We start from the raw sequence: 20,534 nt of genomic DNA on the forward strand, positions 1-20,534 counted from the left end.
CCATCTTGCATCGCTGGCTAGCGCGTCGACCAGGCGTCGATTCACGCCACCACGCTGCGGGCTGTCACCTGGCGGACAATCGCCGCACACCACTCACGCGGCGCTCGACCTCGAAAAGAAGCCCCACAACACCACCTGTAATGCTTTACAGCTATACAGCCAACGAACTCCCAGGCAGGAACGTTGCGTCGAGCGCACGCGGACGAGTCCCCTCCGCCACTTAAGCTCGAGAGGCTCCTTCATTGTGCCCCAGTCTCCAACTCGCCAGCATCTTAAGCGCCACCCTTCTCCGCTGCACAAAGCGCGCAATCGTGCGGCAGAAGCTCGCCAACCTCCGCACCCCCAGTGCGCTTTAGGCCACCAGAAGACGGCGGTCCACCAGCTCGTGCCCCACCTTTTCCCTAGCACGGTGCGCGTAAGCAAGTTCGATGCAGTGCACCGCACGTCTAGACAGCACCCACCACTTTCGTATGACAATAGTGGCGTGGGTAAGAAAAGAATCATCCACGGCCGAGAAGTAAGCGAAGGCCAAGTGCAGGCCTGGGCCGACGAAGCCGAGGCTGGATACGACGTTGAAGAACTCGCCCGTCGTTGGGGCCGCCCACCACGCGCCGAGAAAGCCTCCAAAGTCATCCCCACACGCTTTTCTGACGATGAATTAGCCAGCCTCATGGAACGCGCTGAACGCGAAGGGATCGACCGTTCGACAGCAATCCGCGCCGCCGTCAGGCAGTGGGCCGCCGCATGATGCCTGCTCCCTCCGTTCCGCGCGTCGGCGGGGTTCTTACAGCCGGGCTAGCAGCCCTTACACTTGGGTTCTTGCTTATCGAGGGCGACGTAGAAATCGGCGCGGTGACCATCCCTCACAATCCGCTGTGTGGGTGGTGTGCTGTCGCCGCAGGGTTTTTGTTCATGCTCGCTGCCGCACTGATCTACGTGCGGGGCAGAAAGAAGTAGTGCCCTGAGCTGCGAAGCCGGGGCGCCAGGGTTACCGAGACGTTGAGTTTTGCGACAGGTCCGAATACGCGCCGCGCACTATCGGCAATCACCAGCCCGTGAGCACGATCAGTGCTCTTTTTGTTCTTCTTGCCCTTTTTAGTCTAGGAAGCGGTGGTGCCCTCCCCGACTCACACTTACCTCGTGGCTCGCCTGTGCGTGAGTGCGATGAACCGCGTCACGATAAGGGCACCGAGGGCGATGGCAGCCGTCGACACCCAGACCGCCGCGCGAAGCCCGGCGCTATCCACGATGAGGCCACCAATGATCGCGCCCCCACCGATCGAGATGTTGAATGCCGCGCTATTGAGGGCAGTGCCCGCCTCGACCCGATCCCCCGCCTCAGCGTTGACGAGCGACTGAATCGACACTGAGGCCATGCCGCCAAAAAAGCCCCACGCAGCGATGATGAGAAGAGCATTGACGGGGGCGGACATCACGGTCGCGACGAGCGTCAGCGAAAGCGCCGTACCCACCGCAAGGACAAGAACCGCCAGGGCAGCCGAGCGTTTGATGAGCGGGCCCGCGGCGAAGTTTCCGATGAGGCCGAGCGCCCCGTAAAGCAGCAGGTACATGCTGATCTTTTCGAGATCGACGTGGGCAAAGTCTTGAAGGATCGGGCTCACGTAGCTGTACGAGACGAACTGGCCGGTCACGATAATGAGCGTCAGCACAAATGCGTAGCGCACGCCGCGGATCTTTACAGCGCCGAGGGTCGAGCGCACGGTTTCCACCGCGGCCGACTGCACGGGCCTGACCATGGCGACCATCATGAGGCCCACGACGAGGGCGAGAATACCCGTGGCAGCGAACGCTCCGCGCCATCCGAGCACCGTTCCGAGCCACGTCGCAAGAGGCAGGCCAAGCACGAGCGCGCTCCCGTTCCCGGCAAACGCAATGGTCAATGCAGTCGTGCGGTCCTCTTTTTTCACCTGGCCAACCGCGACGAGCGGAAGCACGGGCCAGTTCATCCCGATGGCAATCCCGGTGAAAATGCGCGAGGCAAGAAAAAGCGGCCACGAGGTGGAAAAGAAGGAGATCGTGCAGCTCACGACCACTGAGAGAAGAGCGAGTAGCAGCACGGTCTTGCGGTTCAAGGAGCGAGTCACGCTCGGCACGAGCAGGGCCACAACGCCCGCGATCACCCCGGGGAGGGTCACGGCGAGTCCGACGGTTCCTCGGCTCACACCGAGGTCGTTGGAGATAAGCGTAAGCACGCCAATGGGAAGCTCTTCGATGGTGATAAGCGTGAAGATCCCGAGAGCCAGCGCGACCACCGCGATCCAATTCGAGCGCTCCGGCTCGCTGTTCGGTGCTGCCTCCGGGAGGGTCGACGGATCGACCTCCGGGTTGATCGCGGGAATCGAGCCTGTCACGGTAGGAGGAACAGCCGACACGGCACACTCCTTCATCGGTATGCGGCAGACACTTCCGGTGCCTGGGCTCACGGATGTTGACCCGCGCAGCGCCCAACACTCTAGAAAAAGTCGGGAGACTCCTCCAAGTTGTGGTGGCGGGATTCACCGCGCAGATACCCATAAAATGGGAGCGCTCTAGACGCGCACACCGGAAGGTTTTCCTTATGGCCATTGGCTTTGCCGCACTGCTCGACGATATCGCCGCCCTCGCGCGCATGGCCGCGGCCAATGCGGACGATGTTGCCGCCGCATCAATGAAGGTCAGCGCCAAGGCAGCGGGAGTCGTCGTTGACGACGCAGCCGTAGCTCCGCAATACGTGCGCGGCGTCAACCCCAAGCGCGAGCTGCCGATCATTTGGAAAATCACGAAGGGCTCCTTGCTCAACAAGGCCATCATCCTCGTGTTCGCGCTCCTTCTTTCGCAGTTTGCGCCGTGGATCCTCACGCCGCTACTCATGCTGGGAGGCACCTATTTGTGCTTCGAGGGCGCCCATAAGATTTGGGAGCTTGTCACCGGCAACAAGGAAGCGAACGATGCCGAGCCCTCCGTTGTGCAGGGTGAGGATGCGGAAAAGAAGGTTGTATCGGGGGCCGTGCGCACCGATTTCATTCTCTCCGCAGAAATTATGGTGATCTCGCTCAACGAGGTCGCTAACCAGCCCCTCGTAGATCGCGCCCTCATCCTCGTCGTCGTCGCGATTGTCATCACGCTCGCCGTTTACGGCGTCGTGGGGCTACTCGTGAAGATGGATGACGTTGGGCTCGCGCTCACGAAACGAGACTCGGGCGCCGCGAAGACGTTCGGCGCATGGCTTGTGCGGGCAATGCCTGTCGTCATGACCATCATCAGCTACGTCGGCATGTTCGCCATGCTGTGGGTTGGCGGTCACATCATGCTCACGGGTCTCGACGAACTCGGGCTGCACGCACCGTACGCCCTCGTTCACCACCTCGCTGAGGGTGTCGAGGGAATCGCGGGCGTAGGCGGCGTGCTCGCCTGGCTCGTCGACACGCTGTGCGCCCTGGTGTTCGGCTTCGCGTGGGGCGCCGTCGTGGCTGGCGTGTGGGCGCTGACCCCGTGGGGGAAGAAAGCCCACTAGCGCCAGCGAGGCCGGCCGACTACTTTTCCGTGGGGGTGACTGGCGGTTCAGCCGACCAGGGGAACACGATCCAGTCGGCGGTGTGCTTCCACACGAAGTGCGGCTCGACGACCGACGTCGGCTTCGAGTACAGGACCGCGGAGCGCGCCTCGGCGCCTTGAGCCTCGAGAAGCTCGAGTACAAGTGCGAGGGTGCGGCCGGAATCGGCAACATCGTCGACGACGAGCAGGCGCTTGCCTTCAATAGCCTCGGTGTCAAGGAGCGGCGCGAGAAGGACCGGATCGGGAAGGGTCTCGTGCACGTCGGTGTAAAACTCGACGTTGATAGCGTCGGCAAGTTTGAGTCCCAGCGCGTACGCGAGGGACCCCGCTGGCAGAAGACCGCCGCGCGCCACCGCAATGATGATTTCGGGCTCGAAATCCGAATCGGCGATGGCCTGGGCAAGCTCGCGACTCGCGGTACCGAAGGTGTCCCACGTGAGGACCTCCTTGACCTGCAGATCGCTCGAGTCGGCGTGGTAGGCGCCAGTCACGGTGTCCTCATTTCCCCGGTATTCCCGGATTTCACCGACGCTTGGCCGGCGGTGTGTGTGTTGTTTTCTCCCCCGTCGGCCCTTCCGGGGCCCACCGGTCGTAGCTCCATTCTAGGGGCGAGATTCGCTAAGCTACTACCGAGTGTATAAACTGGCCATACTCTCGCCTGCAGTCGCCGATCCTCACGGTAGGCACCTCACCAGTGACAACAGCAGGAGCCGCGATGCTTGATTATTGCGCGTCTCTCATCGTGCGCGCGCGACACCTCATCGTCGCTCTTGCGGCATTGTGCGCGGTGTTCTTTGGCGCGTTGATTCCCTTCGTCGGCGTGAATGCCGACATGGCGAAGTATCTGCCGTCCGCATCACCGATGCGCGCCGGAACCGAAGTCCTCACAGATCAGTTCGATGACCCCGATCTTTCGACGTTTCGGGTCATGGTGGATGGACTCGCTGACGACTCGGAGCGCAAAGAGGCCCTCGCTGCCCTCGAGAAGCTTGAGGGGGTTCACCACGTCACATCGTCAACCAATGCCACTCCTGCCGATGGCGACCCAGCCCGATACATCAACGGTGACCACACGCTCTTCGTCGTCTCCTCCGAATCCGACTACGCAGACCCTGCGGCGACGTCCCTTGCCGAGGAACTCTCCGCACTGAGCGAGTCCGGCTTGAACGGGCACTCCCTCACCTTCACGAGCGATAATCCGTCGACGAGCGGTGAGCTTCCCCTATGGATCGCGGCCATAGCCGTCGCCCTGCTCGCCGCGATCCTCATCGCGATGAGTGCGTCGTGGATCGAGCCCCTGCTCTATCTCGCGACGATCGGCATCGCCGTGCTGCTCAACATGGGATCCAACGTCTTCCTTGGCGAAATCGCCGAAGTGACGTTTTCGATTGCCGCGATCCTCCAGCTCGTCTTGTCGATGGATTACTCGATCATCCTCGCCAATCGGTATCGGCAAGAATGCGCCGCGCAGAAACGCCGCGGTGTGGACTCCGTACCGGAGGCGAGCGCAATCGCCATGCGCCGAGCCCTGCCCAAGGCCTTCAGCGCAATCGCCTCGGCATCGATCACGACCATCGTTGGCCTTCTCATGCTCGTCTTCATGAGCTTCAAGGTTGGCGCCGACCTTGGCATCGTCCTTGCCAAGGGCGTGGCGATCTCGATGCTGACCGTTTTCACGGTCCTTCCCGCACTCCTTGTCATGTGCGACGCCTTGATAGCGCGCACCCCAAAACCATTCCTCCACCCCCGCCTGGGCGTGCTCGCACGGCTCGAGCACGCTGCACGATGGGTCGTGCTCGCTGTGTTCATCGCCATCCTCGCGGGATCTGCGTTCCTCCAGTCCCGCACGGAGACGGCGTACACTCTTTCGACCCCCGACCAAGTCGCTGAGCTTTTCGCCCCCGATAACGACATCGTGCTCGTCTACCTCAATTCGAACGCTGAGCACATTTATGAGATTGCCGATGCCGCGAAGCGTGATCCGCACGCGATCAGCGTGATGGGCTACCCCACGACCGTCGGGGAACCGCTCACAAAGGGCGAGATGACAAGCACCCTGGAGGAATTTGAGGGCTCGCACGACTCTGGGAACGCGAGTGGGAGCACGGACGGTTCCGACGGCTCCTTGGCCCTCACCGGCACGGCCCTTTCGATGGTGTATTTCGCCTACCACGACGGGCAGGCGGGAACCATGACGCTACGAGAATTCGTCGCTGCCGCTCGCGAGGCTGAAAGGCTCAGCCAGAGGGGCGAGCTCGGGTCTTTCACCTCGGGCAGCATCGGCCGGTTTGACGGAGTCGATGCTCTCGAGCGCGCACTCGATTCAGGTCAGGTCCCCGGTGACGTTCGAGGCCGTGAGTTCACCCCGGGGCAGCTAGCGTCGGCCTTGAACAGCATGAAGGAGCGCGAGAGCGAGGGCGGCCACTCAGGCGGCGCGAGCGACGCGGCTCCTCTCAACGAGGAGGATCTCACTCAGCTCTTCATGCTGCACCGCGCGCTTCATGAATCGGATCCGTCCTGGACGATGTCGATCGATAACCTCGTGCACTTCCTGCTCGACGAGTCCGGGCAGGGCGGGCGATTTGAGGGGCAGTTGAGCACGGAGCAGATTTCTCAACTCGAGAGCGCCGCCGCAGACATCGCTGACGTTCGCACGCAGTTCGTGGGAACCGAGTTCTCGCGCTTGATTATCCGTACTGACTACCCGAAGGAAAGCCCGGAAACACTCGCGTTCGTCGAGAATCTCGTCAATCGCGCAGACGCCAAGGTTCCCGGTGAGCATTTCTTCGTGGGCGACTCCGTGATGGTGTACGAAATGCGCGAGGGATTCGGCGCGGAAAATGTGAAGATCGCACTTTTCACTGCAGCCGCAATATTCATCATTGTGGCGCTCACGTTCCGCTCGATCGCAGTGCCGGCGATTCTTGTGCTGCTTGTGCAGGTGGGCGTCTTTCTCACCGTGAGCACCGTCGGGCTCCAGGGATACAGCATGTACTACCTCGCGATGCTCATTGTGCAGTGCATTTTGATGGGAGCCACGATCGATTACGCGATCGTCCTCACGACGTATTACCGGGAGGCACGGCAGAAACACGGGGTACGAGATTCGCTTGCGCGCGCCTATGACGGTTCGATTCACACAATCCTCACCTCGGGCCTCATCATGGTGCTGGTGACCGGCGCGATCGGTTTTCTGTTTTCGAATCCGACGGTTGCCCAGATCTGTCGAACCATCGCGATCGGGGCGTTGGCGGCGATCATCCTGATCGTGGGGATCCTGCCGGCGCTGCTCGCCGTTCTCGACCGGGTGGTGGCTCCGAAAGACGCGGCACCGCGCGCATAGGGACACGGCAGCGAAAGGGCACGGCGTCGTTCGAGGCGGCCTAGAATTGCCCTATGGTCATGCATGAGGTGAAGGTTCTCGTCCCCGAAGATCGGCTCGCCGATTTCTACACGCGTTTTGGTACGTGGCTCGCGGGGAGCGACGCCGCCTGGCCCAAGGCGAATGACGACGTGCGCAAAAAGCCCGCGACCGAAGGCGGTGCCCTTGCGGAAACTCGCCCCGCCGCAAGCGCGCCTCAAAGTCCAGGCGGCGAGCGCGCCGTGAACCGAGGCATGGACGAGGCAAAACAGGCGTCGGACCGCACTCCCCCTGTGCCGGAAAACCCGCGCCGCGGCACCGCTGCCATCCGCCCCACCTCGAGTGATCAGGACTTGCTTGACGGTGCCATTGAGTGGTGGCGTTCCCTCAAACGCAACGAGCGAGATATTTTTACCCTCTTTATGGACGCTGCGCCGAACACACTCGGAGCGTCAGAGATCGTCGCAGCGCTCGGGCTCAAGAGCGAACGCGTGATCCCCGGTGTTCTTGCGTGGCCGCGCCGCAAGGCTGCCCGCGCAGGGTTCCCGCTCGCGTGGAAGTTTGAGCACGATGCCGATGGCAGGGCCCACTACGGGCTTCGCAATATGCCCGAAGTGTCGATGAGCGCGACCGAATACGCGACTCTCTTACGCGAGGCGAAGCGCAAGGTCGAGGGCTAGCGACCGCCCCTACCGCGCGACCGCGCGCCACCTCATGATGAAACCATGGGAAAGGATGAGCCCAAAGGTCATTGCCGCGAGGATCAGCAGGGCGGTGGAGAAATCCTGCGCGACGCCGACCACAACAACCGTGTTGGGCCGCGTCGTCAGCTGCACCATCCCCGCAACGGCCCTGAAGAGGTAGATGCCGGGCACAAGTGCAACGATCGCGGCAAATCCGACGCCTGCGAACGACAGCCGTTTGCGGTGCGCAACGGCGCTTAACACGAGCCCGGCGAGAATGCACGCCGCGAGGTCGCCGTTGATGACGTTGACGCCGCACACGACCATGAGAATCCAGCGGCCTGCATGGATAATTCCCCCGACGAGGATGGGCCATGCCGCCTGCGTGAGCGGCATGGAGAAATAGACGCTGAACGCCATTGCGGCGAGCGCTGCCGCGAGCGCATCGACCCACAGCGAAGGCGTGCGAGCTCCTGCCGTAACGGGGAGGTCGCTCCCGACCAAGAGAAGGCCCACGACGAGCCCGCCGCTGATCGCCGCGAGGATGATGCCGCCATACACAAGGCGATGCCACCCCACCGTGACGTTCTTGCCTGTGACGTCGAGCGCGCCGTTGATGAGGTGGGGGCCCGGCACGAGAATCATGGCGGGGCACACCGCCACGAGCCGGGCTGTCGAGGCGATACCGAGGTGGTCGGCGACTCCGCCCAGAATCCCCGCGAGCATGGCAGCCGCAAGCGCCTGGCCTGGCACGGCAATCCCGTGGGATCCGAGCCAGCGTCTCAGAACCCCGCCCACTCCCGCGGCAATCGCCATCAGGACGTAGGACAGGGGGCTCCGCGCCCCGTAGATCAGGGCGAGCCCCCAGGCACCCGCAATGCAGGCGAGGATGAAGAGCCACAAAGGTGCGTGCGCAATCGACGCCGCGTCATCTAGCCGAGAGTTGAGACGCGCGATCTCGCGTTCATCGATGTTCTCGGCGCTCGGCAACGAGTCAATGGCCCGAAGAGTCGCGTTCACACGCGCCATGTTGATCGCCTCGGGTCGCACGTGCACGGTCGTATGAGCAAGGCCGTCGAGATCGACGAGGACGACGCGGTTCCATTCAACGATGCACCTCACCGGCGAGCCGAGCCGAACGCTCAGGGACTCGACCGCGGCGATTGCCTCCGACGTGAGGTGGCCGAACCCCACGAGAGTCCCGGCTGTTGTCGCGAGAGCTCGCACTCGCTCGTCTCGCATGGATCCTTCTCTCTCTTTTCTGCGTCTCGTATGTGAGCGGCCCCGCACCCGACACCACCGGGCGTGCGCCCGTTTAACCCTAGCGCTCCCCATAGATGAAGGTTTCTTCATTTTCGCCTCATGGCAGTTTCATGCATTGCCGGCACTGTCATGGGTGACACCACAACTGAGAAGGAGATCTCCCGTGACCCTCACAGCCATCGACACTCCCTCGGCTCTCGCCCGAGCAGAATCCAGAGGTCATGGCCGACAGACTGGAAAAATCCACCCAAAAGCAAGGTGAGCGTAACCTTTCAGTTGCACTGCCGGCGCATCATGAGGCGGTCCGCCCCTCACCCTCGAAGGATTTTCCCCATGTCTCACGACGTCCTCGACCCAAAGCGCCAGTTCCTTGGCCCCGATCGCAATTGGCACCTCGCCTTCGGCGTCCTCACACTCGGCACTCTCATCTTGTGCATCTACTGGGCGCTGGGCTACACCGACACTGGATCGTGGGGCATCCTCGTCACGACCATCGTCGTGGGCCTGTTCATGGCGTTCAACATCGGCGGCAACGATGTCGCTAACTCGTTCGGCACGTCAGTGGGCGCGGGTACCCTCAGCATGAAGCAGGCGCTCATGGTCGCCGCCATCTTTGAGGTGAGCGGCGCCGTAATCGCCGGCGGCGATGTGACCGAAACTGTGCGCAGCGGCATCGTTGATCTTGAAGCATTTTCGGTGCAGCCGCTCGACTTTGCGTTCATCATGATGTCATCGCTCCTCGGCGCTGCACTATGGCTACTCGTTGCCACGAAGATGGGCTGGCCCGTCTCCACGACCCACTCAATCGTCGGCGGCATCGTTGGTGCGGCCGTGACGCTCGGACTCGTCACGGGCACCGGTGGTTTCGAGATGGTGCAGTGGGGCGAGATCGGCAAGATCGTGCTTTCGTGGGTTGCTTCCCCGCTCCTCGGCGGAATTGTTGCCTACATTCTGTTCGGGGCGATCAAGCGCTACATCCTCGTGTACAACGATGAGGCCGACGACAAACTCCGCCAGCTCAAGATTGACCGCGCCGCACACCGCGAGAAGCATAAGAAGGCCTTCGAACGCCTCACGGAAATTCAACAGATCGCCTACACGAATGCCATGGCGCGCGATGCCTCAACGATTCAGTCAGACCCCGATTACAACGTTGAGGATCTCGACTCGGATTACTACCGCGAGCTCCACGACATCGAAGAGCGCGCCGAGCACATCAACGCCCACCGCGCACTCGATACATGGGTGCCGCTCCTCGCTGCCGCCGGCTCGATCGTGATCTCCTCAATGCTCCTCTTCAAGGGCCTCAAGAACCTCCACCTCGACATCAACGGTGCGGGCAACATCCTCATCATGGCGATGGTGGGTGCTGCCGTGTGGATGGCCGTGTTCATTTTCGCGAAGACGCTTAAGAATGAGGACCTCTCCCGCTCGACCTTCCTCCTGTTCTCGTGGATGCAGGTGTTTACCGCCTCGGCGTTCGCTTTCAGCCACGGCTCGAATGACATCGCGAACGCAGTCGGTCCGTTCGCCGCGGTCCTTGACGTTCTCAAGACCGGGGCGATCTCCGCTGATGCAACAGTGCCCGCTGCGCTCATGCTAAGCGCCGGCGTAGGCCTCATTTGTGGCCTCTGGTTCATCGGCCGTAACGTCATCAAGACAGTCGGTACGGGTCTCACGAAGATGCACCCCGCTTCAGGTTTCGCCGCCGAGCTGTCCGCTGCGGGCGTGGTCATGGGCGCGTCGATGGTGGGTATCCCGGTCTCGTCGACTCACATCCTGATCGGTGCGATCCTCGGCATTGGCCTCGTCAACAAGGCCGCGAATTGGAACCTCATGAAACCGATTGCCCTCGCCTGGGTCATTACACTTCCGGCGGCGGCTGCCATTGGCGCGGTGGGCATCGTGATCCTGCGGGCTGTTTTCGGCTAAACCCGCTTTTCGAACACGGGGTCGCGGTGCACGATCCCTCCCACGACGAAATCGATATCGCCCACGCAGCTGAATCCGTGCTTGCGGTAGAAACGCTGCGCCCGGATGTTGTGGGCATTGGTATTGAGCCATAAACCTTCCGCATGGCGTTCGCGAGCGCGCTCTTCGGCTGCGACGAGGAGGCTGGCCCCCGCTTTGGTGCCGTGCATCTTTGGGTCCGTGTAGCACTTTGACAGCAGGCCCGCGGGATTGAGCGTGACGCCAAGTCCCGGGGAGGGGGAACCGTCGGCTCCAAAAAGCACGAGCGCGTACCCAAGTATTTCGGATCCGACGGTTGCCACGAGCACATCGTGCTCTGGGTGGCCGATGTGCGCATCAAAGTGTGTGGGAGAAAAATTCTCCCGGATATAGGCATCGATATGGGCCCTCTCAAGCGTCGGAGGGCACGCTAAGGGAAAGGTGCGGGCTGCGAGTTCGCTAATAGCGAACGTTTCTGAGGGGCGGGCCTGGCGAACCGTGAAGAGCATTTCCCCATTGTTCCGCACTCGAAACTGGGAGCCCCACGTGTGGCACTCCCAGGGTTCGCACACCATATTCAGCACACAACAAGCATGCATCCATATACCGGTCAGGTGACGTGGAAGAAGTTTCAAGGTCGGCATGGAAGGTTGGATCTCGCTTGGGGCACACAAGAGCTCCGGGCGCTCCATAAGAGACGCTCACGAGCTTCCCACAGTGTCTCGGAAGTCTTACTAAGACAACGTTCGAGGAAAGGACACCAACCATGAACCTCCGCGACCAGATTGACACTCTCCAGAAGGCCACCGTTATCGACCGCGACGGCAACAAGATCGGCTCGGTCGGCCAGGTCTACCTCCACAACAGCTCCGGTGAGCCCTCGTGGGTCACGGTGAACACGGGCCTCTTCGGCACGAACGAAACCTTCATCCCCCTCGACCAGGCCCAGCTCTCCGGTGACCAGATCACCGTTCCCTACGAGAAGGACTTCGTGAAGGACGCGCCGAACATCAGCGAGGACGGCGAGATCACCCCCGAGCAGGAAAACGAGCTCTACCGCTACTACGGCGTGAAGGACCCGGGCTACGGCACCGAGGCCAACGCCAACGCGGGCGAGGCTCGCGACGAGCGTGACCTCAATCAGCAGGGTCTCGCCGATAACGCTGCGGGCAACGAGAGCGCAGCAGGCGTCGGCACCGCCGGCGTTGCTGGCACCGCTGGTGTTGCGGGCGCTGCTGGCGAGCGCGATGCCGCTACCGATGCGAACCGCGAGGGTCACGTCGCTGATGCGGATCGCCGCGAGGCTGCCGACGTTAACGGCGAGCAGAAGATCACCCTCCACGAGGAGCAGGTCAACGTTGGCACCGAGAAGGTCGAGACCGGTCGCGTGCGCCTTCGCAAGCACGTCGTGACCGACACCAAGACCATTGAGGTTCCCGTTGAGCGCGAAGAGTTCGTTGTCGAGCGCACCCCCGCCAGCGGCGACGCCACCGACGCACCCCTCGGCGAGGACGAGGTCGAGGTTTCGATCTCCGAAGAGCGCCCCGTCGTGAACAAGGAGACCGTGGCGACCGAGGATGTCCGCGTGGGCACCCGCACCGTGCAGGACACCGAGCGAGTCTCGACCGACGTTGCACACGAAGAGGTTGCCGTGGACGGCGTTGATGCCGAGGGCAACCGCAAGGGCGACACCATCTGAGCACCCTTAAAGGGCTAAGACTCGAAGAAGCCCCCGACCGCTCGCCATCGCGCGAGTAGTCGGGGGCTTCACTCATGCTCAGCGGTGGACGTACGCTTTCGATCCCATCCGAGACCTAGATGAGCGACGTAAACACGTGCGCTTCGGCGAGATTCACGCGCTTGGCCGCTCGATATATGGCGCCTTGCTGGCCAGAAAATCGATGTACTTCGGGTCTTCGTCGGCAAAAATCTCCGGGCCCGCCCCCATGTACGCGCGCATGAGTTCATCCGCCGCGCGCGGCTCGTTCCCAAGTTCAAACTGCGCCTGGCCGAGGCGCAGGTGAATGAACGGATTGCCGAGCGCCTCCGGGCAGTGCATGCACGTGGTCAAAGCAGCGTGTGCGGTCTGGAAATCCCCGCGCAACACGTGCGCATCACCGATGCTCGCCAGCAGCCATGTCGCTTGCGGCCACTGCGTTTTCGGCTCCGGGAGCAGTAGCCACGCGCGATCGAAAAATTCCACCGCGCCGAGGTAGTCCTCCGCATCCATGCGGTCATTGCCCTGTTCGGCGAGTACGTCGATTTCTTCTTCCCAACCCATTGTGTTCCCCTTCCGCGCGGAGTTGCGGGGACAGCATTACAAGAAAAGCCTGGACGTAATTGGGAGTTGGGGAAGCTCCGACCGAGATCTCGTGGGGCGAGGAAAAGTCGGGGCGTATCGCCCACGTTTGGCACCTCAGCGAGCCATCGGCCGTCATGCCTTCGAGGCGGAGCCAGCCGCGCATCTCCACGAAGACGCCCTCACTACCAAAGCCTTCTTCACTAGTCGACGCCACAAGATACGCCCCGCTACGCAATGCTCATTCACAAGAGGCCGTTTTAGTATCAAGGCACGGCGTACTCATAAAGCCGATCGTGTGCTGACACAACCAAGAAAGGCATGCCATGACCACGATCAAATACTTCGACAACGACGGGTTTCTGGCACTGTGCGAGCCCTCCACCTACGAGGGATTCATCGGCGCGGACTGGACTCTCGAGCAGATCATCACGCTTTTCAATGAGCGCATGCGCGAAGGGAAACTCGTTGTGGCGTATGTGGGCCAGGATGATGCTTTCGGCCGCTTCAAGCTGCGGGAGACCGCCAGCAAGCGGCCCGCAGTGTGGGAGCACACCATGCCACTCAAGGTGGAGCAGGGCCCGGTGTCATTCGTGACCTATGGCGGCCTCACGATGGTGGCACAGTTCAACGACGAACGACTCGACACGCAGACTCGCGACCTCGAGCCGTTGACCGAGCTGGCGCCAGGCAACTACACCGTCACGATTCGACGGCTGTCTAGACGGAGGTCGACCATGTGGAGCAAATTCGGCCCTCTTGCCTACCCGCTACATGAACTCGTGGTCACTCCGGGGCGTATGGCGGAACCCCCGGCCTACTTCCCCGGCGCCAAGCAGCTGGTACCGGGCCTCGAATGAGGATGGCCTCTGCGGCCACGTTCCACGGGTCCACGACTTCGACATCAGTGTGCTAGAAATCTTTCACATTGCGCGTGGCGCAGGTTGCCCCGCGTGCCCGACACATCGCGGCGATCTGGGCGCCTGCGGTGCTGATCGGCGCTCCGGCTGCCTCACGCAACGTCAGCCTCCGGATCCTCACGGCTCTCTTGGGAATCGTCGGGAAAGACGACGGCAAGGTGGAGCAACGTCTGTTCGGCCCCAAGGCAGGAGCTACGCCTTACAGAGAAGCGATCGGACCAAGGATCGCTTTGCGCGATCGTTGGAACTCAGCGCTCAACCGGCTGATGAGCGCGACTCACCGTTTCCGCAAGCGATAACGTGGCGAAAGTGCCATCTTCGCGCTCGGCCTCCGAAAGTAAGAAGGGACCGTCGGATAGCGACCGTCGGACAATAGTTGACGCAGCCCAAGAACTGGCGAAACTCGCATAACCGCAAGGATTCCTGGTCGCCTGGCTTTTGTTTGAGCCGTACCGACCCGCGAGGGCGCTGATACGGTGAGGGCGTGATCACGTCCGAGCTCCGACAGTTGGTAAGTGCCGCATCTGACCATGCCCAACGGGGCAACGATGGTGGCGACCACACGGTGGCCGCTGCCCTTCTCACGCAGTCTGGCCGAACAGTGCTCGGGCTCAACGCATTCCATTTTCTAGGCGGACCGTGTGGCGAGATTTCGGCTCTCGCTAATCACGCCGCCGATTGTGCCGACGACCCCGTTGTCGCCGTCGCCGCTGTCTACGAGCCAACCGGGCAGGTCATTTCACCGTGCGGAAAGTGCCGACAGGTGCTTTTTGACCGCGATCCCGCGATCCAGTGCGTGGTTCGAAGGCCCAACGGGCTTGAGGCCGTGAGTGTTGCGGAGCTGCTCCCCTACGCCTATGATTGGCGTGCCATGGAACGCCCGCAAAAGCTCTATATGTGGGAAGGTTACGAGCGCGCGATCAGGGAAGGAACTAAGCAGCAAACCATCCGAGTCGACGATCCGTTTTACCCCGGCCCGGCACATCTCGTGTTCGAAAAAGACAGCGGTGAGATCCTGACGATCGACGCCACCGTAACCTCCGTGACGCCCACTCGCCGCCGTAACCTCACCGAAGAGCATGCGAGGCGGGATGGCTTTGCCTCGCTGACGGAGTTGCACGAGGCTCTCGAGACGCACTACCCGGGTCTCGCGATGGACGACAGCGTCGACGTCGTGACATTTGAGCTGAAATAAGCAGAGCCACTGAGGGCACACTCCACAGCTACGCGATAACGGTTCTCATGTAGTGTGTGGGCATGGCCTCCCCTAGCGACATCTGGTCCGCGTGCGACTACGCCCCGACTGCTGCGCGCCTCCGCCCCGTCTCCATACTCGTTGCCGCCGAACTTTCGCGCCGCACGGCAAGCCCCGCAGCTGTCGTCGACATCGGATCCGGCCATGGCGAAGGCGTCGCGGAGCTCCTCAGCCGCGGCTACTCCGTGACCGCGATCGAGCCAACCGCACGGATCCGCACGATCGGGCAGCGGCACGCACCTGGGGCCGCATGGCTTGGCACTCAAGGTGAGGCAACCGGATTGGAGGATTCCGCCTACGACGCATTGACAAGCACGTTTGGCTCCATGTTCTGCGATCCCGTAGCTGGCCCCGAAGAGTGGGCTCGCATTCTGCGTCCCGGCGGCACGCTTGTGATGGCCACGTGGGACCTCGATGGTTTTCTCGCCACGATGACCGACGCAATGTCGGAAGCCGTGAGCCCCGGCTCCTCGACGCAAACTCCACCCCATATGGCCTGGGGAGTCGGCGACGTGGCGCACGAGCGCTTGTCACCGTGGTTCGACCACATCAGCATCGAACACCTCGACCTGGATTGGTCATTCGAAAGCGTCGAAGAGGGTATGCAGCTTTACCGAGAAGGAAGCCCGACGCACGCTTGGATGGCCGACAATGCCGGTGCCCGCCGAGAGGCTCTTTGGACCGCGCTGCGCGATCACCTCGAGGCCCACGCCGATGATTCCGGGCGGATCGACTCCACGACCGGCTACGCACTTGTCACTGCCCAGCGTCGACGTGACACGGGCCGATAACGACTGAGGCGATAAAGCAGAATCCCACGGCGCGCCGTTGGACATTTACCTACCTGCGATTAACAGGCAGAAGCAACGACACACAGGTACGATGCGGACTATGCGTGACGCAACCTTTGCTATCCGCCAGGTAACCTTCGACTGCGACGATCCCTCTAAGCTCGCTGAATTCTGGGCGTCCGCCACAGGATGCGCTATCGCCGCCGACTACGGAGACTTCGTTTTGCTCGACTGCACTCCGGCACTCGGCTTTCAGCGCGTTGAAGACCCGACTCCCGGTAAGAACCGCGTGCATCTCGACGGCGGCGGGGTTGAACGCGAAGCTTTAGTAGAGCGCCTCAAGAAGCTAGGCGCCACCGAACTCGGCAGTCATGAAGCACCGGGACTTGTGTGGACCGTTATGCAGGATCCGGAAGGCAACGAGTTTTGCGTGGGTGGCCCTACCCCTGGTTAGACCCCGATCGGGACTGTTCAGCATCTCCTTGTTTCAGACCGCAGTCCACTCCGTGCACACCGAGCTTGGGGTCCGCATTTCACCGCCTTGAGCCGTCGGATTCGAACGGCCCAAGGGGCTGCACCGGCTAGTTCACAGTCGGTGTTTGCGAGCAAGCGGAAGAACCACCGGCCCGCGCGGATCCTCGAGGTCCACGCGGCATTTGATTCGGTAGGTCTTCTCCACATTCTCCTCAGTGATCACCTCGGCAGGAGATCCCGCGGCAACCAATCGCCCTTGGTTCAGCATAAGCACGTGATCGGCATAGGCAGCTGCCTGGGGCAGATCGTGCAGAACGGCCATGACCGTACGACCTTCATCGACCAGGTCGGAGCATAGATCGAGAAGTAAGTACTGCGCCGAGAGGTCCAGAAATGTGGTCGGCTCATCCAGCAGGATGACCGGGGTGTCCTGGGCAAGGACCATCGCTAACCAGACGCGCTGCCGCTGGCCACCAGACAGCTCGTGCACGTGCCTGCCGACGAGGTCGGCAACTCCGGCGCGTTCAACCGCCCGGTTGATGGCCTCTTGGTCACCGGGGGCGCTGCTCCTGAGAAACGAGTGGTAGGGGTGGCGGCCACGCGCCACGAGTTCGCCCACGCGCAGACCACGTGGAGCCACCGTGGTCTGCGGCAGAAGGCTGCAGGTACGAGCCAGTTGTCGACGCCCCATGCGGGCAACATCGTGGCCGAGCACCGTAACACTGCCTTCGTCGGCCGGCCGCACCTGGGCCACGGCGCGCAACAGGGTCGACTTGCCACACCCGTTAGGACCGATGACGACGCTGAAGCTTCCCTTCGGTACCGTGGCACTAAGGCGGTCAACAGCGGTCAGGCCACCGAAGCGAATGGTGAGCTCGTTCATATCGATCGCCGAACTGGTCATAATGAGCCCTCTCGGATTTGTGAGAAGAGAACAGCGCCAAGGAAAAGCCCTCCGATCAGGGCTGTGAGTACACCCACGGGAAGCCCGGCCAGAAACGCCACGCGTTGAATGGCGAGGTCCGCCAAACACACCGTCGTCGCGCCAACTAACGCCGCGGAACCCATCGCCGGCCGCCCGGTCAATCCACGAGCCAAATGAGGAGCAGTGAGCGCCACGAAGGCGAGCGGGCCCGCCGCTGCCACTGCACCCACCGTCAACAGGATTCCCACGAGCAACGCGAAAGAACGCGTCTTGGCCGGGCGCGATCCGAGACCGTAGGCCACATCGTCGCCAAGGCTGATGAGATCGAGATCAACACGCAGCCCCAGCGCCACCGGCCCCAGCGGGAGGAGCACTGACCAGACGACCAGAGCATCACCCCAGGTTCGCGCGGTCAGCGACCCCGTGAGTGCGGCCGCGAGAGCCATCGCCTCGGACTGGCGCGAGAAAACCAAGACAAACTGCGTCAACGCGGTGGAGGCCGCTGCAATACCGATCCCTGCGACGATCACCGCGCCGGGATTACGGAAGCCTGTTGTCGTGGCCCACGGGATGATGAGGCCGGCCGCAAGGGCACCACCCAGTGCGCCCAGACTGGTCGGAACATTGAGCGCACTCGCCACCGCCATTCCAGCTCCAGCTGCGGTGGTAATCCCAATGACATCGGGGGTGACAAGTGGATTCGCAGCAGCGCGCTGGAATAATGCTCCTGCCAGTCCCAGCGCCGCACCCGCCCCGACCGCCACGGCAAGGCGCGGTCCGCGCAGTGTCGTCAGAGCGAGGCTCCCGCGTCCGGTGAGGAGATCGAGCAAAGCTTGCGGTTGACGTGTAATGGGAGTGCCGAGCCTGCCAACGGCCAGCGTCCACGCGCAGGATGCCACTAGAGCCAGCACGAGGATCGCCACTGCGAAGACATGCCGGGTACGGCTGCGCTGGGCGAGGCGGGCCGCGAGGTCTTGATTCGTAGCGAGGGAGGTGGGGGCCGCGTTCACAGCGCACCTCGTGAGCGGCGGACTACTGCAAGCAGCAAAGGCGCACCCAAGAGCGCGGTCACAACACCAACAGGTACCTCAGCAGGACGCAGGACCAGGCGTCCAATCACATCAGCTAGCAGCATGAGCACCGGCCCAATCAGACAACACAACCCGATGAGCGCACGCGCCGAGCCGCGGGCTAACCGTCGGGCCAAGTGCGGTGCAGCGAGACCGACGAAGACGATAGGGCCAGTGATCGCCGTCGCGGCCGCGGTCATCAGAGCCACCGCAGTGAGAGTGAGGGCGCGCACAAGTGCAGGATGGTGCCCCAGGCCCGCGGCCACTTCGTCGCCAAGAACCACGGCGTCCAGCCCACGTCCCAGGGCAAACAGCCCCACGCCCGCGACTGCGATCACCACCACGGGCCACCAATCGAGGAAGTCGCCTACCGCCAGCGATCCCGCCGACCAATAGCGCAACGCGTCAAAGGCTGCCTTGTGGCGTAGGCTCACGGCCTGCGAGTAGGCAACGGCGACTGCTGTCGTCACGGCCCCGGCAAGTACCAACCTGGTGGCATCGGGGCCACGCCCGAAACTGCCAAGCACCATCACTGCAACCGTGGCCACCGCCGCTCCGGCGAAGGCTCCCCCGACGAGCTGGAGGCCAGCGAGCCCGGGGATCGACGCGACGGTAACGATTCCAGCTGCTGCACCACTTGTCAGCCCCAGTACTCCCGGATCCCCGAGGGGATTACGAGTGACTGTCTGGATCGCAGCACCGGAACTGGCGAGGGCGGCACCCGCAACCAGCCCGCACAAGGTGCGTGGGACACGCGCTGCCAGCACCTCCCGCACGTGGGGGTCGCCTCCACTTCGGAGGGCGTCCACCAGATCGGCGACTCCGATAGCTTTGCTACCCAGGGCGAGACTCAATACGCAGGTGATGCAGAGCGCTGCCGCCACGAGAGTAGTGGCGAACAGGATACTCCTACGGATCGGCAAGGGCTAACCCGCCAATTTCGCAACGGCCTGATCGATGAGGTCAGTGAGACGCGGAAGGCTCCACGGCACGGTGAGCGGGTTAATCATGCTTATTGCCGTGACGAGCTGCTGGTCGGTCGGCTCCACCACGCTGCCACGTTTGATGGCAGGGATCGATGAGTACAGCTTCTGCGAATTGACCTGTTTCTTCGTCGCGTCATCCACGTTCCACGTGAAGATGAGGTCAGAGTCCTTAAGCTTGTCAGCATTCTCGAGACCGATGAGCGCCCAATCGGATCCTTCGTTAACCGTGATGGTATCGATGATCGGGTCGACCGTCAGACCGAGCACACTGATCAAGGCCACCCGTTGTTCCGTGGGACGAAAAATGCCAAGCGTCCCCTGGCCTTGAGTGTAAATGTAACTGAAGGTCGTGCCCTCCCAATGCGGGTGCTGAGCAGCAGTATCGGCGAGGGTTTTCTTGATATCGCCGATGAGTTTGTCGCCGTCACTGGGTCGCCCGAGCGCCTTGGCCACCATACGAATCTCGCCATCCCAGGTGGTGGTCCAGGCAGATTTCTCGTAGGCGACAGTCGGGCAGAACGTGGTCAGCTGATCGTACTGCTTCTGAGTGAGCCCTGACCACGGGGCAAGGATCAGATCGGGCTCGAGCTCCGCGATGGCCTCGACGTCGAGTTGCTCGCCGCCGGCGAGCAGAGCTGGAAGAGACCGACCCGCTTTCTCGAACGCTTCCCGGATCCAGGGCAAGTGTCCGTCTTTGTCAGCTCCCCAGGTATTGACTTCGACGCCAACCGGGTAGACCCCCAAACCAATAAGAGCTTCGGCAGCGCCTTGTCCGATGGTGACAATTCGCTCGGGTGCCTGCTGAATGGTCGTGGAGCCCAACGCGTGGCTCATCGCGACGGGGAAAGTGCCCGCCGACGCAGTTTCGGAGGTTGTCGACCCAGCACTCGAGCTGTCACTGCCGCAACCGGTGACGGCAAGCAGCGAGAAGGCTCCGGCCAGGGCGAGCAGCCCGCGACGAGGCATGCGGAGATGCAGATCTGAGGGATACATTTCTGGTGT

19 protein-coding genes are annotated in these 20,534 nt (G+C 62.4%); 10 read left to right on the forward strand and 9 right to left on the reverse strand.

From position 1 onward, the window contains the following. Positions 1 to 484: 484 nt before the first annotated feature. Positions 485 to 748, forward strand: coding sequence for a ribbon-helix-helix protein, CopG family (locus D8M36_RS10350; RefSeq protein ID WP_065247487.1), 264 nt, complete (start codon positions 485 to 487; stop codon positions 746 to 748). Positions 749 to 1,133: 385 nt separating this feature from the next. Here D8M36_RS10350 and D8M36_RS06710 read toward each other — a convergent pair whose 3' ends face one another. Next, positions 1,134 to 2,393 carry an MFS transporter gene (locus tag D8M36_RS06710; RefSeq protein WP_065247485.1) on the reverse strand — a complete coding sequence of 420 codons (1,260 nt, stop codon included), beginning with the start codon at positions 2,391 to 2,393 and terminating at the stop codon, positions 1,134 to 1,136. Between the two features lie 185 nt (positions 2,394 to 2,578). Here D8M36_RS06710 and D8M36_RS06715 point away from each other — a divergent pair, with 185 nt between their 5' ends. After that, complete coding sequence (locus D8M36_RS06715) at positions 2,579 to 3,514, forward strand: DUF808 domain-containing protein (RefSeq protein WP_126847729.1); 936 nt, start codon at positions 2,579 to 2,581, stop codon at positions 3,512 to 3,514. Positions 3,515 to 3,533: 19 nt separating this feature from the next. On the opposite strand, the gene D8M36_RS06720 is transcribed toward D8M36_RS06715, so the two are convergent. Further along, positions 3,534 to 4,046: a phosphoribosyltransferase gene (locus D8M36_RS06720; protein WP_065247483.1), complete on the reverse strand. Its 513-nt coding sequence runs from the start codon at positions 4,044 to 4,046 to the stop codon at positions 3,534 to 3,536. A gap of 224 nt (positions 4,047 to 4,270) precedes the next feature. Between D8M36_RS06720 and D8M36_RS06725 the strand changes: the two genes are divergently transcribed. Next, positions 4,271 to 6,898: an MMPL family transporter gene (locus D8M36_RS06725; RefSeq protein ID WP_126847731.1), complete on the forward strand. Its 2,628-nt coding sequence runs from the start codon at positions 4,271 to 4,273 to the stop codon at positions 6,896 to 6,898. 53 nt (positions 6,899 to 6,951) lie between these two features. Continuing rightward, the gene (locus D8M36_RS06730; protein ID WP_126847733.1) at positions 6,952 to 7,596 is read left to right on the forward strand and encodes a hypothetical protein; all 645 of its coding nucleotides are present in this window, start codon (positions 6,952 to 6,954) and stop codon (positions 7,594 to 7,596) included. 9 nt (positions 7,597 to 7,605) lie between these two features. Here the strand turns inward: D8M36_RS06730 and D8M36_RS06735 are convergent, their stop codons facing one another. After that, complete coding sequence (locus D8M36_RS06735) at positions 7,606 to 8,841, reverse strand: threonine/serine exporter family protein (protein ID WP_161970223.1); 1,236 nt, start codon at positions 8,839 to 8,841, stop codon at positions 7,606 to 7,608. Positions 8,842 to 9,195: 354 nt separating this feature from the next. On the opposite strand from D8M36_RS06735, the gene D8M36_RS06740 reads away from it, so the two are divergent. Then, entirely contained in the window at positions 9,196 to 10,794 is a 1,599-nt protein-coding gene (locus tag D8M36_RS06740; RefSeq protein WP_126847736.1) for an inorganic phosphate transporter, read from the forward strand. Here D8M36_RS06740 and D8M36_RS06745 read toward each other — a convergent pair. Continuing rightward, positions 10,791 to 11,321 (reverse strand): GNAT family N-acetyltransferase, encoded by a 531-nt coding sequence (locus D8M36_RS06745; protein WP_161970224.1) that lies wholly within the window; start codon positions 11,319 to 11,321, stop codon positions 10,791 to 10,793. The two genes, D8M36_RS06740 and D8M36_RS06745, sit on opposite strands and share 4 nt — an antisense overlap. 257 nt (positions 11,322 to 11,578) lie before the next feature. Between D8M36_RS06745 and D8M36_RS06750 the strand changes: the two genes are divergently transcribed. Further along, positions 11,579 to 12,511 carry a DUF2382 domain-containing protein gene (locus D8M36_RS06750; protein WP_126847740.1) on the forward strand — a complete coding sequence of 311 codons (933 nt, stop codon included), beginning with the start codon at positions 11,579 to 11,581 and terminating at the stop codon, positions 12,509 to 12,511. Between the two features lie 153 nt (positions 12,512 to 12,664). On the opposite strand, the gene D8M36_RS06755 is transcribed toward D8M36_RS06750, so the two are convergent. Beyond that, entirely contained in the window at positions 12,665 to 13,093 is a 429-nt protein-coding gene (locus D8M36_RS06755; RefSeq protein ID WP_126847742.1) for a tetratricopeptide repeat protein, read from the reverse strand. 344 nt (positions 13,094 to 13,437) lie between these two features. Here D8M36_RS06755 and D8M36_RS06760 point away from each other — a divergent pair, with 344 nt between their 5' ends. The 4 genes from D8M36_RS06760 to D8M36_RS06780 all read left to right on the forward strand — a co-directional run bounded on the left by D8M36_RS06760 (position 13,438) and on the right by D8M36_RS06780 (position 16,531). Further along, positions 13,438 to 13,971: a hypothetical protein gene (locus tag D8M36_RS06760; RefSeq protein WP_126847744.1), complete on the forward strand. Its 534-nt coding sequence runs from the start codon at positions 13,438 to 13,440 to the stop codon at positions 13,969 to 13,971. 544 nt (positions 13,972 to 14,515) lie between these two features. Further along, positions 14,516 to 15,226, forward strand: a complete 711-nt coding sequence (locus D8M36_RS06770; RefSeq protein WP_126847745.1) for an ASCH domain-containing protein — start codon at positions 14,516 to 14,518, stop codon at positions 15,224 to 15,226. 62 nt (positions 15,227 to 15,288) lie between these two features. After that, positions 15,289 to 16,077 (forward strand): class I SAM-dependent methyltransferase, encoded by a 789-nt coding sequence (locus D8M36_RS06775; protein WP_126847747.1) that lies wholly within the window; start codon positions 15,289 to 15,291, stop codon positions 16,075 to 16,077. Positions 16,078 to 16,177: 100 nt separating this feature from the next. Next, a complete protein-coding gene (locus D8M36_RS06780; protein ID WP_126847749.1) occupies positions 16,178 to 16,531 on the forward strand; it encodes a VOC family protein in 354 nt (117 codons plus the stop codon). 132 nt (positions 16,532 to 16,663) lie between these two features. On the opposite strand, the gene D8M36_RS06785 is transcribed toward D8M36_RS06780, so the two are convergent. The 4 genes from D8M36_RS06785 to D8M36_RS06800 form a co-directional block, all read right to left on the reverse strand. Continuing rightward, complete coding sequence (locus D8M36_RS06785) at positions 16,664 to 17,455, reverse strand: ABC transporter ATP-binding protein (RefSeq protein WP_126847751.1); 792 nt, start codon at positions 17,453 to 17,455, stop codon at positions 16,664 to 16,666. Then, the gene (locus D8M36_RS06790; RefSeq protein ID WP_161970225.1) at positions 17,452 to 18,399 is read right to left on the reverse strand and encodes a FecCD family ABC transporter permease; all 948 of its coding nucleotides are present in this window, start codon (positions 18,397 to 18,399) and stop codon (positions 17,452 to 17,454) included. Before D8M36_RS06790 ends, D8M36_RS06785 begins: the two co-directional genes overlap by 4 nt. A gap of 83 nt (positions 18,400 to 18,482) precedes the next feature. After that, on the reverse strand, positions 18,483 to 19,430 hold the full coding sequence (locus D8M36_RS06795; RefSeq protein WP_238638408.1) for a FecCD family ABC transporter permease: 948 nt from the start codon (positions 19,428 to 19,430) through the stop codon (positions 18,483 to 18,485). 42 nt (positions 19,431 to 19,472) lie between these two features. Continuing rightward, a complete protein-coding gene (locus D8M36_RS06800) occupies positions 19,473 to 20,525 on the reverse strand; it encodes an iron-siderophore ABC transporter substrate-binding protein (RefSeq protein WP_126847756.1) in 1,053 nt (350 codons plus the stop codon). Between the last annotated feature and the right edge of the window lie 9 nt (positions 20,526 to 20,534).

Source organism: Dermabacter sp. HSID17554 (assembly GCF_003989295.1).
Lineage (GTDB): Bacteria > Actinomycetota > Actinomycetes > Actinomycetales > Dermabacteraceae > Dermabacter > Dermabacter vaginalis.

Bases quoted from the DNA above. Each gene is read 5' to 3' on its own strand.
- D8M36_RS06785 (WP_126847751.1), bottom strand. From the start codon at position 17,455: ATGACCAGTTCGGCGATCGATATGAACGAGCTCACCATTCGCTTCGGT.
- D8M36_RS06715 (WP_126847729.1), top strand. From the start codon at position 2,579: ATGGCCATTGGCTTTGCCGCACTGCTCGACGATATCGCCGCCCTCGCG.
- D8M36_RS06725 (WP_126847731.1), top strand. From the start codon at position 4,271: ATGCTTGATTATTGCGCGTCTCTCATCGTGCGCGCGCGACACCTCATC.
- D8M36_RS06735 (WP_161970223.1), bottom strand. From the start codon at position 8,841: ATGCGAGACGAGCGAGTGCGAGCTCTCGCGACAACAGCCGGGACTCTC.
- D8M36_RS06760 (WP_126847744.1), top strand. From the start codon at position 13,438: ATGACCACGATCAAATACTTCGACAACGACGGGTTTCTGGCACTGTGC.
- D8M36_RS06750 (WP_126847740.1), top strand. From the start codon at position 11,579: ATGAACCTCCGCGACCAGATTGACACTCTCCAGAAGGCCACCGTTATC.
- D8M36_RS06780 (WP_126847749.1), top strand. From the start codon at position 16,178: ATGCGTGACGCAACCTTTGCTATCCGCCAGGTAACCTTCGACTGCGAC.
- D8M36_RS06755 (WP_126847742.1), bottom strand. From the start codon at position 13,093: ATGGGTTGGGAAGAAGAAATCGACGTACTCGCCGAACAGGGCAATGAC.
- D8M36_RS06740 (WP_126847736.1), top strand. From the start codon at position 9,196: ATGTCTCACGACGTCCTCGACCCAAAGCGCCAGTTCCTTGGCCCCGAT.
- D8M36_RS06745 (WP_161970224.1), bottom strand. From the start codon at position 11,321: ATGCTCTTCACGGTTCGCCAGGCCCGCCCCTCAGAAACGTTCGCTATT.
- D8M36_RS06730 (WP_126847733.1), top strand. From the start codon at position 6,952: ATGGTCATGCATGAGGTGAAGGTTCTCGTCCCCGAAGATCGGCTCGCC.
- D8M36_RS06800 (WP_126847756.1), bottom strand. From the start codon at position 20,525: ATGTATCCCTCAGATCTGCATCTCCGCATGCCTCGTCGCGGGCTGCTC.
- D8M36_RS06775 (WP_126847747.1), top strand. From the start codon at position 15,289: ATGGCCTCCCCTAGCGACATCTGGTCCGCGTGCGACTACGCCCCGACT.